We start from the raw sequence: 13,787 nt of genomic DNA, 5'->3' as shown, positions 1-13,787 counted from the left end.
TCCGACAGGATATTGCCCATGGCCGCCCTTTCCCTGCCCCTTCGCGCCGCGTTGCTGCTGTCGCTCGCCCTCGGTACGGGCGTCGCCGTCGCGCAGAAACCCGCCGCCATGGCTGAACGCCCCGCCCCGCCCGCCGCATGGACCGCCGCGCCGTTCGTGCCGCTATGGACCGGCACCCCGCCGGGCGGCGGCTTCCGCCCGGTCACGGTCCCGGCCGACAGCCCGGCCACCTTCCTGCGCAATATCGACCGGCCCGGCCTGCGCCTGTTCCGCCCGGCGCGCGCCAATGGCGCGTCGGTGCTGGTCGTCCCCGGCGGCGCCTACGACTTCCTGTCGATCGGCAATGAAGGCGTCGAGATCGCCGAGCGGCTGAACGCGCTGGGCTATACCGTCTATGTCCTTGTCTATCGCCTGCCCGGCGAAGGCTGGGCCAACCGCGCCGACGTGCCATTGCAGGATGCGCAGCGCGGCCTGCGCATGGTCCGCGCCGCCGCGTCGAAGGACGGCCTCGACCCGCACCGGGTCGCGGTGCTGGGCTTTTCGGCGGGCGGGCACCTCGCCGCGACACTCGAAACCGACTTCGCGCAGACCGTCTATCCGGCGCACGACGCCGTCGACCGGATCGATGCCCGGCCCGATGCCGCCGCGCTGATCTATCCGGTGATCGCCGCCGCCCCGCCCTTCACCCATGCGCTCTCCGCCGAACGGCTGCTGGGCAAGAAGCCGAGCGCAGCGGCGATCGCCCGCCGCTCGCCCGCCGACCATGTCACCGCCACGACCCCGCCGACCTTCCTGCTGCACGCGATGGACGATGGCGCGGTCGTGCCCGACAACAGCATGGCGATGATGGCCGCGCTGCGTCGCGCGGGTCGCCCGGTCGAGGCGCATTTCGCGGCGGAGGGCGGCCACGGCTTCGGCGTCGGCTCCCCCACCCTGCCGGTCGGGCACTGGGTCGAGACGTTCGACCACTGGCTCCAGCGCCAGTTCGCCAAGACCGGTTGACGCCGGCAACCCACGTTAGATATATAACATAACAATATTCGGAGTGGATATAGGATGGTCGATTCGATGACGGACGGCTGGACACGGCGCGCGATGCTCGGCGCCTCCGCCGCGCTGGCCGGATCGGCGGCGCTCCCCGGCGGCGCGGCGGCGGCAACCCCCGAACGGCTGACCAGCATCGGCCTGACCTTCGTCTATGAAGCGATCGTGACGCTGGGCAAGGCGGAGGAGGTCGGCGCGACGCCGATGGGCAAGCGCATCCGCATCCCGATCACCGGCGGCCGCTTCGCCGGTCCGCGCATCTCCGGCACGATCCTGCCCGAGGGGATGGACTGGCAACTCGTCCGCGCCGACGGATCGACCCTGCTGGAGGCCGCCTATCTGATGCGCGAGGCAGACGGCACCCTCATCCACATCACCAACAAGGGCGTGGTGTTCGATGGTAAGGTCCGCACGACCCCGGTGTTCGAAGTGCCGCTCGGCAAGCATGGCTGGCTCAACCAGGGCAATTTCCTCGGCACGGTCGGCCCGGCCGATCCGGCGGACGGGGCGGCGGTGCGGATCACCGTCTATCAGCTGGCATGACGATGGAGAGCAACATGACGCGACGGCAGGTTACGATGGCCGCGATCCTCGCCGGGTCGGCGCTGGCGGGATGCGCGACGCCGGTCACGCCGATCGCCGCAACACAAGCATCCACGCCGCAGGGTTGCGCCGCGCTGATGGCGGGCGGCTGGAGCGATCCGACCATGCGCATCCTGACCGCCGACGACCGCGCCGCCGGGCTGGTGCTGGATCTGGGCATGGGGGCGAAGACTGCGCCCCTTCCCGCGCATTGCGAAGTCACCGGCGTCTTGCGGGAACGCACCGGGCAGGACGGCCAGCGATACGCCATCCGCTTCCGCATGCGCCTGCCCGACCAATGGAACCGCCGTTTCCTGTTCCAGGGCGGCGGCGGCACCAATGGCGACATCGGCTCGGCGGTCGGGCCGCTCAACGCCGGGGCAACCGCGCTGGCGCAGGGCTTTGCCGTCATCAGTCAGGATTCGGGCCATTCCAACGAAACCAATGCCGACCCGGCACGCGGCGGCGCGGTCGCGTTCGGCTTCGATGCACAGGCGCGCGCCGATTACGGCCATGCGTCGCTGAAGGCCAGCTATGACGCCGCCCGCGCGATCCTGAAGCGGCGCTATGGCGGCGACCCGGCGCACAGCTATTTCGCGGGCTGTTCGAAGGGCGGGCAGGAGGGCATGGCCTTCGCCCAACGCTACCCGGAGGCGTTCGACGGCATCCTTGCCGCCGCCCCCGGCTTCGCCCTGCCCAAGGCGGCGATTGCCGAGGCATGGGACACGCAAAGCTATGCCGCCCTGGTCCGCGCGCCCGGTGAAAAGAGCGTACCGGTCGCCCGTCTGGCGCAGGCATTCTCCAACGCCGACCTGCTACTCGCACGGCAAGCGGTGCTGGCGGCGTGCGACGCGAAGGACGGGCTTGCCGACGGACTGGTCGGCGCGTTCGCCCAGTGCGGCACGGCGGAAGTCGTGCGCGAACTGCGCGCGCGCCAGTGCAGCGGGCAGAAGAACCAGAGCTGCCTCGCCCCCGCGCAAATCGACGCGATGGTGCGCGGCTTCGGCGGTCCGCGCGACAGCCGGGGACAATCGCTCTATGCCAGCTTCCCCTGGGATGCCGGCATGGCCGACAATGGCTGGCGCATCTGGAAACTGGGGCTGGAAACCCCGGCGGTGCCGTCGATCAACGCCGGAATGGGCGCGCCGGCGCTGGCGACGATCTTCTCCACCCCGCCGCGTGCGCTGGGTCCGGGGCCGCAGGCCGGCATGGACTATGCCATGGCCTATGACTTCGACCGCGATCCGGCCGCGATCCACGCCACCGCGCCGGGCTTTCCGCGTTCGGCATGGGAAGACATCGCCGCCCGGTCGAGCGACCTATCGCGCTTCCGCAAGCGCGGCGGGCGGATGATCGTGCCGCACGGCGCATCCGATCCGGTCTTCTCGATCAACGACACCATCGCGTGGTGGAACGACGTGAACCGGTCCAACGCCGGACAGGCCCCGAGCTTCGTCCGCATCTTCCCGGTGCCCGGCATGGCGCACTGTCAGGGCGGTCCGGCGACCGACCAGTTCGACGGCCTCGGCGCCTTGGTCCGCTGGGTCGAACAGGGCCAGGCCCCCGACCGGATCGAGGCGAGCGCCGGTCCGATGACGCCGTGGCCCGGCCGCACCCGCCCGCTCTGCCCCTATCCCCTGGTCGCACGACCGGTGGCGGGGGCGACCGACACGGAAAAGGCGGCGGCGTTCACCTGCCAGAAGGCGTAAGAGGGGCACTAGCCAAACCCCCATTGTCACCCCGGATCAAGCCCGGGGTGACGGAGAGATTACGCCGCCTCCGGCCAATACAACCGCATCGGATTGTCCACCAGCAACCGACGCTGCAATGCCACCGTCACCGCGATCACCGCGATCACGTCAACCAGCAACCCGTCGTCAGGCGGCAAGCCCATCCCCATCGTCACCCGGGGCTTGACCCGGGGGCCCGCTTCTTCTCCTCCTCCCACGCCCGGCGCCGAAGGTTACACTTCCTCCGGCCAGTACAACCGCATCGGATTGTCCACCAATAACCGACGCTGCAATTCGGCCGTCCGCGCAATCGCCGGGATCACATCGACCAGCGCCCCGTCGTCGGGCAGCACGCTCTCCATATTGGGATGCGGCCAGTCCGTCCCCCACAGCACCCGATCCGGGTACGCCTCGACCAGCGGTCGCACCGCCGCCACGAAATCGGCATAGGGCGGCCCCGCCGGGTCCAGCCGGTCGGGGCACGTCACCTTCGTCCAGATATCGTCCCGGCTGTCGAGCAGGCGGCGAAACGCGTTCATATCCGCGCCGTCCGGCCCCTGCGCCACATCGGGCCGCCCCATGTGATCGATCACCACCGGCACCGGGATCGCCGCCAGAAAGGCACGCATCTCCTCCAGCAGGTCCGCCTCGAAATAGACGACGACATGCCAGCCGAGCCGCTCGATCCGCCGCGCCACGTCGAGGAACTTGTCCTTGGGCGCGTCGTCCACCAGCCGCTTCAGAAAATTGAACCGCACCCCGCGAATGCCGCCCGCGTGCAGCGCGTCCAGTTCCGCGTCGCTGATCGCGGGATCGACCACCGCCACGCCCCGGCACGTCCCTTCCGACACGGCGATGGCGTGCAAGGTGGCACGATTGTCGGTGCCGTGGCAGCTCGCCTGCACGATTACGTTGCGGCTGAACCCCAATGTCCGGCGCAGCGCGAACAGCGCGTCCGGCCCGGCATCCTGCGGCAGGTATTTCGCCTTGGCACTGAACGGAAATTCCCCCTGCGGCCCGAACACGTGGCAATGCGCGTCGACCGCGCCCGGCGGGGGCACGAAGCGCGGCGTGGAGGGTTCCAGCGTCCAGCTGCGGATGCGTCCCTGTTCGTCCTTCACGCTAAAACCTCCCCGTCCATCAACTTCCGCGCGGTTCGCAACATCCCCGCCTCGATCGGCTGCCCCGCTTCGTCCAGCGTAACGACGCATTCGGTCACCCCGCTCGGGTGCTCGACCCCCAGGGTCAATTGCCTGCCCTGCGGCACCTTCGCCACCTTCGCCGCCGGTGAATCCGGGATCAGGCACGCGGTCGCGACACTCACCGCCCCCAGCACCCCGATCGACGCATGGACCCGGTGCGGGATCAGCGACCGCACCGCAATCGCCCCGCCGTCCCTGGGTGCTGCGACCAGCATCATCTTGGGCACCGACTTGGCCGTCACGTCGCCCAGGTTCATCAGCGGCCCGGCCTGCAACCGGATCGCCTCCACCCGCGCCTTCATCGCGTCATTCGCTTCCAGCGTCTCGCGATCCTCATAGCCGGTGATTCCAACGTCTTGCGCCGCGATCACTACGCAGGGCATGCCATTGTCGATCATCGTCACCCCTACCCCATCGATGACATCGACCCCGTTGCCGGTAGGCAGCAGCGCGCCGCACGACGCCCCCCCCGTATCGCGAAACGCCAGCGGCACCGGCGCGGCGGTGCCCGGCACCCCGCTGATCGCTGCCTCCCCCGCATAGGTCACACGCCCGTCCGGCGTCTGCACCGTGGCGACCGCCACCTGGCCCGTATTCTCCATGAAGATCGCGACCCGCGTCTCCCCGTCCGCCGCGGCGACCAGTCCACGCTCGATCGCGAACGGCCCGACGCCCGCCAGGATATTCCCGCAATTCTGCGCATCGGTCACGATCGCCTGATCGACGAACACCTGCAAAAACAGATAGTCGACGTCCACGCCCTCGCGCGCCGAAGCCCCGACTACCGCGACCTTGCTGGTCAGCGGGTCCGCCCCGCCCATCCCGTCGATCTGCCGCGGATCGGGCGACCCCATGATGCGCAGCAGGAACGCATCGCGCTCCGCCGGATCGGCGGGCAGGTCGTCCTTCAGGAAATATCCCCCTTTCGACGATCCCCCGCGCATCCACATGCAGCGCACGCCATCAGACATATTTCAGCCCCATCGCTTCCAGCCGCGGCCGCATGTCGTATATGTCGAGGCCGAGTTCACCTGCCGCCAGCCGCACCCGCTTGCCCTCTTCCGCCGCTTCGCGCGCGCGGGCCTTCTCCAGCACCGCCGCCGCATCCGCCCGCTTCACCACGCATACGCCGTCGTCATCGGCCACGATCACGTCGCCCGCCTCTACGCCCGCCCCGGCGCAGACCACCGGGACATTGACCGACCCCAGCGTGTTCTTCACCGTCCCTTGCGCGAACACTGCCTTCGACCACACCGGAAAGCCCATCTGCGTCAGGTCGCGCACGTCGCGTACACCCGCATCAATCACCAGCCCGCGACAGCCCCGCGCCATCGCGCTGGTCGCCAGCAGGTCGCCGAAATAGCCGTCGATGCACGGCGAAGTCGGTGCGAGGACGAGGATATCGCCCGCCTTCAATTGTTCGATCGCGACATGCACCATCCAGTTGTCGCCGGGCGCTGCGGAAATCGTCACCGCGCTGCCGGCAATCCGCGCACCGGGATAGATCGGCCGCAGATAGGCGCCCAGCAGCCCGATCCGGCCCTGCGCCTCGTGCACCGTGGCGACACCCGCCGCCGCCAGCCCGTCGATGACCGCCGCGTCGGCCCGTTCGATATTCTGCACGACGACGTTCATGGCGATCCTTTCTGCCGGCAAATCGCATCGTCCGTCCCGCGTCGCGCCGGCCAAGGCCAATCCATCTTGCGCGCACGTCATAAGTTTTTGCTATATCCGCGTGCCGTGAAGCCGTTCGATCTTAACCTGCGCCATCTGCGTGCCATCGGCCATATCGTCGCCGAACGCAGCCTCAACCGCGCCGCCGAGGTCGCCGGTCTGTCGCAGCCCGCGCTGACGCAAGGGTTGAGCAAGATGGAGCGGCAACTCGGCACCCGGCTGTTCGAACGCCAGCCCGACGGCATGGCCGCAACCGCCGCCGGGCTGGCGCTGGCCGAGCGGACCGAGCGTGCCTTCGCCCTGCTGGCGGGGGTCGGACGGCGCAGCGGCAAGCGCGGCTTCGCCCGGCCCGACGCGCTGATGACCGCGACCCAGGCCGAGGCGTTCCTGCACTTCGCCGATGCCGGCGGCTTTGCCGGGGCGGCGGCGAGCAGCGGCCTGTCGCAACCGGCGATCCACCGCGCGGTACGCGAACTGGAACAGATCTGGGCGACGCCGCTGGCCGAACGGCGCGGGCGCGGCATGGTGCTGACCCCCGCCGGTCGCGCGCTGGCGCGCGGCGTGCGACTGGCGGCGGGGGAGATCGCCGCCGGTATCGCCGAGGCACGCGGCGATGCGGCGGAAGGTGGCCGGATCGCCGTCGGCGCGATGCCGCTCAGCCGCGCGCTTTTGCTGCCCCATGCGCTCGCCATTTTCCTGCCCGATGCCCGCGGGACGCTCATCGACGTGGTGGAAGGGTCGTGGCGCGAGTTGATCGACCCGCTGCTCGACGGGGTGATCGACCTGATGATCGGCGCGCTGCGCAGCGACCCGCCGCCCGGGATCGATCAATTGCCCTTGTTCACCGACCGGCTCGCCATCTTCGCCCGCGCCGGCCATCCGCTTGCCGGGCAGGCGGTCGATCTGGAACGGCTGGCCGCGCAGAACTGGGTCGTCGGGCCGATCGGCACACCGCTGCGCAGCCATTGGGAGACGCTGTTCGCCGGCCGCCCGCTTCCCAACGTACCGGTCGAATGCGGGTCGGTGATGGTGATCCGCGGGCTGCTGGCGACCAGCGATCTCCTGACGCTGTTGTCGCCCGATCAGGTCGCGCTGGAGGTGGATGCCGGGCTGCTGGTACGGATCGGTCCCGAGCTGACCGATACGGTGCGGATGATCGGCATCACCACCCGCACCGGCTGGCGCCCGACCGCAGGGCAGGCGCGGTTGATCGCTCTACTGGAACGCGCATCGCAGGAAACCAGACTTCAGGAAAACCGATAGGCTCCGGCGCTTTCCGATTGGCCGGACCGATGGCCGCCTGCCACCCAGGGGGCATGGCAATGACCATCGCATCGATCGGGTTCGGAGAGGCAGGACAGGCATTCGCCCGGCCGGGCATCCGCGCCTATGATCGGAAGGGCGCGGCGATCGGTGATGCGTACGGCGCGACTGGTGTTATCGGCTGCCAAACACCGGCTGAGGCGCTCGCCGATGCCGATGCCGTCTTCTCGCTGGTAACGGCGGATCAGGCGCTACCCGCCGCCCGCGCCTATGCCGCCCTGCTCGCGCCCGGTGCGCTCTGGCTCGATATGAACAGCGTCGCTCCCGACACCAAGCGTGCGGCGGCGCAGGCGGTCGCCACCGCCGGTGGCCGCTATGTCGATGTCGCGGTGATGGCACCGGTCCTGCCTGCGCGCCTTGCCGCGCCGCTGCTGCTCGCCGGTCCGCACGCGGCAGAGGCCGAGGCGGTATTGCGCGACCATGGCTTCACCAATGTCGCCATCGCCGGCCCCGCGATCGGCGCGGCATCGTCGATCAAGATGATCCGGTCGGTCATGGTGAAGGGGCTGGAGGCACTGACCGCCGAATGCGCACTCGCCGCCGAACGCGCCGGGGTGCTGGACCCGGTCATCGCCTCGCTCGACGCCAGCTGGAAGCCGCAAGGATGGGAAACGCGGATCGACTATAATCTCGACCGTATGATGGCGCATGGCCTGCGCCGCGCCGCCGAGATGGAAGAGGTCGCCGTCACACTGGCGGCGCTAGGCGTCGACCCCGCGATGACGCGCGGCACCATCGAACGTCAGCGGACGCTCGGCGGCCTCGGCCTCACCCCGCCCGCCGGCCTGACCGCCAAGCTCGCCGCTTTGGGAGACACGCAATGATCATCGACTGCCACGGCCATTACACCGTGCTGCCCAAGGCCCATGATGCATGGCGCGAGGCACAGGTCGCGGCATATCAAGCCGGCGAACCCGCCCCGCCCTATCCCGACATCAGCGACGCCGACATTCGCGAGACGATCGAAGCGAACCAGCTGCGCCTCATCAGGGAACGCGGCGCCGACCTCACCATCTTTTCCCCCCGCGCCTCCGCGATGGCGCCGCATGTCGGCGACGAAGCCGTGGCGATCGACTGGGCACGCCGCTGCAACGACCTGATCGCACGCGTCGTCGGCCTTTTCCCCGAAACCTTTGTCGGCGTGTGCATGCTGCCGCAAAGCCCGAAGGCGGACATGACCGCCTCGATCGCCGAACTGGAGCGCTGCGTGCGCGAGTTGGGCTTCATCGGCTGCAACCTGAACCCCGATCCGGGCGGCGGCCATTTCACCCACCCGCCGCTGACCGACCGCTACTGGTATCCCTTCTACGAGGCGATGGTCGCGCTCGACGTGCCGGCGATGATCCATGTGTCGGGCAGCTGCAACCCGGCAATGCACGCGACCGGCGGCTATTACATCGCCGCCGATACTGTCGCCTTCATGCAGTTGCTGCAAGGCGACCTGTTCGCCGATTTCCCGACACTGCGCTTCATCATCCCGCATGGCGGCGGCGCGGTCCCCTATCACTGGGGACGTTATCGTGGGCTGGCCGATATGCTCAAGAAGCCCGCGCTCGACACGCATCTGATGAACAACATCTTCTTCGACACCTGCGTCTATCACCAACCCGGCATCGACCTGTTGGCGGACGTGATCGACAACAAGAACATCCTGTTCGGCAGCGAGATGGTCGGCGCGGTGCGCGGCATCGATCCGACGACCGGGCAGTATTTCGACGACACCAAACGCTATGTCGATGCGCTGGATATCAACGATGCGGAGCGGGCCGCGATCTTCGCAGGCAATGCCCGCCGCGTCTTCCCGCGCCTCGATGCGTTGCTGAAGGAGCGCGGCCGGTGAGCGAGCCCAAGGACATCCACGCCTATCTCGCCGAGTTCGAGGATATTCCCGGCACCCGCGTCTTCACCGCCGCGCGGGCGCGACAGGGCTATCACATGAACCAGTTCGCGATGAGCCTGATGAAGCCGGAAAACCGCGAACGGTGGAAGGCGGACGAGGCGGCCTATCTCGACGAATGGCCGCTCAGCCCGGAGCAGCGCGAAGCGATCCTGTCGCGCGACTATAATCGCTGCCTCGATCTGGGTGGCAATATCTATTTTCTTGCCAAGGTGTTCTCGACCGATGGCCTGAGCTTCGTCCAGGCAGTCAGCACCATGACCGGCGTGTCGGTCGAGGAATATCAGGCGATGATGAACGCCGGCGGCCGCTCGCCCAACGGCGTCCGTTCCAAAAAGGACCTGCGATAATGGCCCGCATCACCGCCGGCGTGGCGACCAGCCACGTTCCCCTGCTCGGCGTCGCGCATGACCTGAAAAAGGATCGCGACGATTATTTCGGCCCGATCTTCGCCGGATATGACTGGACCCGCGCCTGGGAGCAGGCGGAAAAGCCCGACGTCGTCATCCTGGTCTATAACGACCATGCCAGCGCCTTCGACATGAAGTTCATCCCGACCTTCGCGATCGGCTGCGGCGAAAGCTACCGACCCGCCGACGAAGGCTGGGGTCCGCGCAAGGTGCCCGTCGTCCACGGCCATCCCGACCTGGCGTGGCACATCGCACAAGGCCTGATCTTGGACGAATTCGACATGACCATCATCAACGAGATGGATGTCGATCACGGGCTGACCGTCCCGCTCAGCATGATGTTCGGCGACGTGGCCGAATGGCCGGTCAAGGTCATTCCGCTCGCAGTCAACGTCGTCACCTATCCCCCGCCCTCGGGCAATCGCTGCTGGGCGCTGGGCGAGGCGATCGCGCGCGCCGTCGCCAGCTTCCCGGAGGATCTGAACGTACAGGTCTGGGGCACCGGCGGCATGAGCCACCAGTTGCAGGGGCCGCGCGCCGGACTCATCAACGCCGAATGGGACAATGACTTTCTCGACGGCATGATCGGCGACACCGACCGGCTGCGCCACATTCCGCATATCGAATATCTGCGCGAAACCGGGTCCGAAGGGATCGAGATGGTGATGTGGCTGATCATGCGCGGCGCCATGGGCAAGCGCACCGCCGCTCTTCACCGGCATTACCATGTCCCGTGCAGCAACACCGCCATCGGCCACCTCGTACTCAAACCCGACAATTAAAGCCCTCTCCCCTTCAGGGGAGAGGGTTGGGAGAGGGGCAGTCGACAACCGAAAACGATAGGGCTGGCGTGAGAGACTGCCCCTCTCCCCAGCCCTCTCCCCGCAAGCGGGGAGAGGGAGATCAATATGAAAATCGCACTCGCCGGCGCCGGCGCCTTCGGTGAAAAGCATCTCGACGGCCTGAAGAACATCGACGGCGTCGACGTCGTCTCGCTGGTCGGTCGCCGTCTGGAACCGACCCAGGCGATCGCCGCCAAATACGGCATCGGCCACGCCACCACCGACCTTGCCGAAGCGCTCGACCAACCCGGTCTCGACGCCGTCATCCTGTGCACCCCGACCCAGATGCATGCCGCACAGGCGATCCAGTGCCTCGACGCGGGCAAGCATGTGCAGGTCGAAATTCCGCTGTGCGACAGCCTGGCCGATGGCGAGGCGGTGCTGGCCAAGGCGAACGCGACCGGGCTGACCGCGATGTGCGGCCATACCCGCCGTTTCAACCCCAGCCACCAGTACGTCCATGACCGCATCGCGCGGGGCGAGTTCGCCGTGCAGCAGATGGACGTGCAGACCTATTTCTTCCGCCGCAAGAACATAAATGCGAAGGGGGAGCCGCGCTCGTGGACCGACCATCTGCTGTGGCACCATGCCGCGCACACCGTCGACCTGTTCGCCTATCAGGCGGGGCCGATCGTACAGGCCAACGCCATCGAAGGGCCGCACCATCCCGACCTCGGCATCGCGATGGACATGTCGATCCAGCTGAAGGCGCAAAGCGGTGCGATCTGCACCCTGTCGCTGTCGTTCAACAATGACGGGCCGCTCGGCACCTTCTTCCGCTATATCGGCGACACCGGCACCTATATCGCCCGCTACGACGATCTGGTGACGGGCAAGGAAGAGCCGATCGACCTGTCGGGCGTCGCGGTGTCGACCAACGGCATCGAATTGCAGGACCGCGAATTCATCGCCGCGATCCGCGAAGGCCGCGAACCCAATGCCAGCGTCGCACAGGTCATGCCCTGCTACCGCGTGCTCGACGCGCTCGACAAGCAACTGGCGGCGGCCCGGTGAAGACCTCGGTCGTCATCATCGGCGCGGGGCCGTCGGGACTGTTGCTGGGGCATCTGCTGCGGGCGAGCGGGGTCGACTGCATCGTCGTCGAACGCCAGTCGCCGGACTATGTCCTCGGCCGCATCCGTGCAGGCGTGCTGGAGGCGGTGACGACCGACTTGATGGAGCGGCTCGGCCTCGACCGGCGGTTACGCGCGGAAGGGATGGTCGAGGAAGGGTTCAATCTCGCCACCGCCGACCATCTGATCCGCATCGATATCTTGGGCCTCACCGGCAAGCACGTCACCGTCTATGGCCAGACCGAAGTCACGCGCGACCTGATGGACGCGGCGCCGACGCGCGACCTGACGATCCTGTACGATGCGAAGGACGTCGCGCTGCACGACCTCGACAGCGATGCGCCGTTCGTGACCTTTGCGAAGGACGGCGAACCGATGCGGATCGATGCGCAGTTCGTCATCGGCTGCGACGGATTCCACGGCCCCTCGCGCAAGGCGATCCCGGCATCGGCGGTGCGCGAGTTCGAACGCGAATATCCGTTCGGCTGGCTCGGCATCCTCGCCGATGTGCCGCCCTGCCATCCCGAACTGATCTATGCCAACACCGATCGCGGCTTTGCCCTCGCATCGATGCGGTCCGCCACGCGCAGCCGCTATTATGTGCAGGTGCCGCGGACCAACCGGATCGAGGACTGGAGCGAGGAGCGGCTGTGGGACGAACTGGCCGAGCGGTTCGACCCGATCTCCGACCATGGCGTCACGCGCGGGCCGGCACTGGAAATGTCGATCGCGCCGCTGCGCTCCTATGTGTTCGAAACCATGCGCCATGGCCGGCTGTTCCTGGCCGGTGACAGCGCCCATATCGTGCCGCCGACCGGGGCGAAGGGGCTGAACCTCGCCGCGTCCGACGTCGCCTATCTCTCCGACGCGCTGATCGCCTTCTTCAAGCACGGCGACGACGCCGGGCTGAACGGCTATCAGGCACGCGCGCTGGCCCGCATCTGGAAGGCGGAACGGTTCAGCTGGTATCTGACCAAGCTGATGCATCGCTTTCCGGAGGACGGCGCATTCGAACACCGGATGCAGACTGCCGAGCTCGACTATGTCGCCGCATCGCGCACCATGCAGACCGCGATCGCCGAAAACTACGTGGGTCTGCCGCTGTAGCGGACCGGCGGAGCGCCGCTCGCCAACGATGGACGCCCGACAACGCGGAACCGACCGGCCGCGGGGTCGGGCGTTCGCGCGTCCTGAGTTTCGATGGCAGACTGAACGCTTCATCGCACGCCCCCATCAATTTATCGATGTTCATTTGAGATTAATTGAACGTCGTGTATTTAGGATTGCGAGGCCGACATCGGCTTCCGACCCCGGATCGACCGGGACGAAGGAGAGAGACGATGGATCGCAAACCCTGGATCGCCGCCGTTGCGCTCGCCCTGTCGACGATCGGCATCGCCCAGCCCGCCGCCGCCTATCCGCTGCGGATCACGGGACAGACCCGCGCGACGCAGCAGCTCCAGCTCGACGTGCTGCGCGCGATTGCCGAATATTCCAGCCGCACCGGCGGCTGTCGCATGATGACCTCGGCGCACATGACCATCATGCCGCGCACCTATGTCCCGCGTCAGCCGACGCGTCCGGCCCCGTCGATGGGCGGCCATTACGAGGTGTGGACCGTCAGCATCTGCGCCGCCAAGCAGCGGTTCCAGGTCGCGATGTGGCCTGCGCGTCAGGGCGGGGCGGACTATGCCATCACGCCCCTGACCGGCCGCATGTCGTTGCTGGCCAAGTGAAGCGCAACGCCGCTTCGAACGTTACATCCCCGTTCTGACCCTTTCGCTCGACAAGGAGAAGGATCGTGAAGACCATATTCCTCGGCATCGCGTGGGCGACGCTGACGCTGGCAGCCGTCGCATCCCAGCCGGCATCCGCGCAGGTCGCCACATGGCAGGGCCGCTATATCTGGGAAGAGGATGTCGGCCGTTACGGCGGACCCGACAAGCGCGACAGCGTCGTCGCGTTCATCACCTACACCTGAGCTGCCCCCTTCTGAGTGGTCCATCGACT

Annotated in this window: 15 protein-coding genes and 1 pseudogene; 12 read left to right on the top strand and 4 right to left on the bottom strand. The window is 67.7% G+C overall.

Going from position 1 to position 13,787, the window contains the following annotated elements:
- The first annotated feature begins 18 nt into the window (after positions 1 to 18).
- From AVT10_RS05525 to AVT10_RS05515, 3 genes are read left to right on the top strand one after another with little or no spacing between them, the layout of a single operon-like run.
- A complete protein-coding gene (locus AVT10_RS05525) occupies positions 19 to 1,002 on the top strand; it encodes an alpha/beta hydrolase (RefSeq protein WP_066689216.1) in 984 nt (327 codons plus the stop codon).
- 54 nt (positions 1,003 to 1,056) lie between these two features.
- Positions 1,057 to 1,587, top strand: a complete 531-nt coding sequence (locus AVT10_RS05520; RefSeq protein ID WP_066689214.1) for a DUF3237 domain-containing protein — start codon at positions 1,057 to 1,059, stop codon at positions 1,585 to 1,587.
- 14 nt (positions 1,588 to 1,601) lie between these two features.
- The gene (locus AVT10_RS05515) at positions 1,602 to 3,335 is read left to right on the top strand and encodes a tannase/feruloyl esterase family alpha/beta hydrolase (RefSeq protein ID WP_084401396.1); all 1,734 of its coding nucleotides are present in this window, start codon (positions 1,602 to 1,604) and stop codon (positions 3,333 to 3,335) included.
- 59 nt (positions 3,336 to 3,394) lie between these two features.
- Here the strand turns inward: AVT10_RS05515 and AVT10_RS18980 are convergent.
- The 4 genes and pseudogenes from AVT10_RS18980 to ligK form a co-directional block, all read right to left on the bottom strand.
- Positions 3,395 to 3,508, bottom strand: a pseudogene (locus AVT10_RS18980) (2-pyrone-4,6-dicarboxylate hydrolase); the annotation flags it as partial.
- Positions 3,509 to 3,589: 81 nt separating this feature from the next.
- A complete protein-coding gene (locus AVT10_RS05510) occupies positions 3,590 to 4,477 on the bottom strand; it encodes an amidohydrolase family protein (RefSeq protein ID WP_066689212.1) in 888 nt (295 codons plus the stop codon).
- Positions 4,474 to 5,529: a 4-oxalomesaconate tautomerase gene (locus AVT10_RS05505; protein ID WP_066689210.1), complete on the bottom strand. Its 1,056-nt coding sequence runs from the start codon at positions 5,527 to 5,529 to the stop codon at positions 4,474 to 4,476. The genes AVT10_RS05510 and AVT10_RS05505 overlap by 4 nt, the downstream gene beginning before the upstream one ends.
- A complete protein-coding gene (gene ligK / locus AVT10_RS05500) occupies positions 5,522 to 6,193 on the bottom strand; it encodes a 4-carboxy-4-hydroxy-2-oxoadipate aldolase/oxaloacetate decarboxylase (protein ID WP_066689208.1) in 672 nt (223 codons plus the stop codon). Before ligK ends, AVT10_RS05505 begins: the two co-directional genes overlap by 8 nt.
- Before the next feature lie 105 nt (positions 6,194 to 6,298).
- Between ligK and AVT10_RS05495 the strand changes: the two genes are divergently transcribed.
- The 9 genes from AVT10_RS05495 to AVT10_RS05455 all read left to right on the top strand — a co-directional run bounded on the left by AVT10_RS05495 (position 6,299) and on the right by AVT10_RS05455 (position 13,758).
- Positions 6,299 to 7,495, top strand: coding sequence for a LysR family transcriptional regulator (locus tag AVT10_RS05495; protein WP_066689358.1), 1,197 nt, complete (start codon positions 6,299 to 6,301; stop codon positions 7,493 to 7,495).
- Between the two features lie 53 nt (positions 7,496 to 7,548).
- Entirely contained in the window at positions 7,549 to 8,379 is an 831-nt protein-coding gene (locus AVT10_RS05490) for an NAD(P)-dependent oxidoreductase (RefSeq protein WP_066689206.1), read from the top strand.
- Positions 8,376 to 9,395 carry an amidohydrolase family protein gene (locus AVT10_RS05485; protein ID WP_066689204.1) on the top strand — a complete coding sequence of 340 codons (1,020 nt, stop codon included), beginning with the start codon at positions 8,376 to 8,378 and terminating at the stop codon, positions 9,393 to 9,395. Before AVT10_RS05490 ends, AVT10_RS05485 begins: the two co-directional genes overlap by 4 nt.
- Entirely contained in the window at positions 9,392 to 9,802 is a 411-nt protein-coding gene (gene ligA, locus AVT10_RS05480) for a protocatechuate 4,5-dioxygenase subunit alpha (protein WP_066689203.1), read from the top strand. The genes AVT10_RS05485 and ligA overlap by 4 nt, the downstream gene beginning before the upstream one ends.
- Complete coding sequence (locus AVT10_RS05475; RefSeq protein ID WP_066689202.1) at positions 9,802 to 10,644, top strand: class III extradiol dioxygenase subunit beta; 843 nt, start codon at positions 9,802 to 9,804, stop codon at positions 10,642 to 10,644. The genes ligA and AVT10_RS05475 overlap by 1 nt, the downstream gene beginning before the upstream one ends.
- A 126-nt stretch (positions 10,645 to 10,770) precedes the next feature.
- Positions 10,771 to 11,718 (top strand): Gfo/Idh/MocA family oxidoreductase, encoded by a 948-nt coding sequence (locus AVT10_RS05470; protein ID WP_066689201.1) that lies wholly within the window; start codon positions 10,771 to 10,773, stop codon positions 11,716 to 11,718.
- On the top strand, positions 11,715 to 12,884 hold the full coding sequence (gene pobA, locus AVT10_RS05465) for a 4-hydroxybenzoate 3-monooxygenase (RefSeq protein ID WP_066689194.1): 1,170 nt from the start codon (positions 11,715 to 11,717) through the stop codon (positions 12,882 to 12,884). The genes AVT10_RS05470 and pobA overlap by 4 nt, the downstream gene beginning before the upstream one ends.
- Before the next feature lie 233 nt (positions 12,885 to 13,117).
- On the top strand, positions 13,118 to 13,513 hold the full coding sequence (locus tag AVT10_RS05460; RefSeq protein WP_066689193.1) for a hypothetical protein: 396 nt from the start codon (positions 13,118 to 13,120) through the stop codon (positions 13,511 to 13,513).
- 65 nt (positions 13,514 to 13,578) lie between these two features.
- Positions 13,579 to 13,758, top strand: coding sequence for a hypothetical protein (locus tag AVT10_RS05455; RefSeq protein WP_066689191.1), 180 nt, complete (start codon positions 13,579 to 13,581; stop codon positions 13,756 to 13,758).
- The last annotated feature ends 29 nt before the right edge of the window (positions 13,759 to 13,787 follow it).

The organism is Sphingomonas hankookensis (genome assembly GCF_001619955.1).
GTDB classification, from domain to species: Bacteria; Pseudomonadota; Alphaproteobacteria; order Sphingomonadales; family Sphingomonadaceae; genus Sphingomonas; species Sphingomonas hankookensis_A.
The sequence above is the reverse complement of the archived record's forward strand: the minus strand, read 5'-3'. Positions and strand labels throughout refer to the sequence as shown.

Coding starts and splice junctions, on each gene's coding strand:
- AVT10_RS05520 (WP_066689214.1), top strand. CDS start 1,057: ATGGTCGATTCGATGACGGACGGCTGGACACGGCGCGCGATGCTCGGC.
- AVT10_RS05485 (WP_066689204.1), top strand. CDS start 8,376: ATGATCATCGACTGCCACGGCCATTACACCGTGCTGCCCAAGGCCCAT.
- AVT10_RS05505 (WP_066689210.1), bottom strand. CDS start 5,529: ATGTCTGATGGCGTGCGCTGCATGTGGATGCGCGGGGGATCGTCGAAA.
- AVT10_RS05490 (WP_066689206.1), top strand. CDS start 7,549: ATGGCAATGACCATCGCATCGATCGGGTTCGGAGAGGCAGGACAGGCA.
- AVT10_RS05525 (WP_066689216.1), top strand. CDS start 19: ATGGCCGCCCTTTCCCTGCCCCTTCGCGCCGCGTTGCTGCTGTCGCTC.
- AVT10_RS05515 (WP_084401396.1), top strand. CDS start 1,602: ATGACGCGACGGCAGGTTACGATGGCCGCGATCCTCGCCGGGTCGGCG.
- AVT10_RS05470 (WP_066689201.1), top strand. CDS start 10,771: ATGAAAATCGCACTCGCCGGCGCCGGCGCCTTCGGTGAAAAGCATCTC.
- AVT10_RS05460 (WP_066689193.1), top strand. CDS start 13,118: ATGGATCGCAAACCCTGGATCGCCGCCGTTGCGCTCGCCCTGTCGACG.
- AVT10_RS05475 (WP_066689202.1), top strand. CDS start 9,802: ATGGCCCGCATCACCGCCGGCGTGGCGACCAGCCACGTTCCCCTGCTC.
- ligK (WP_066689208.1), bottom strand. CDS start 6,193: ATGAACGTCGTCGTGCAGAATATCGAACGGGCCGACGCGGCGGTCATC.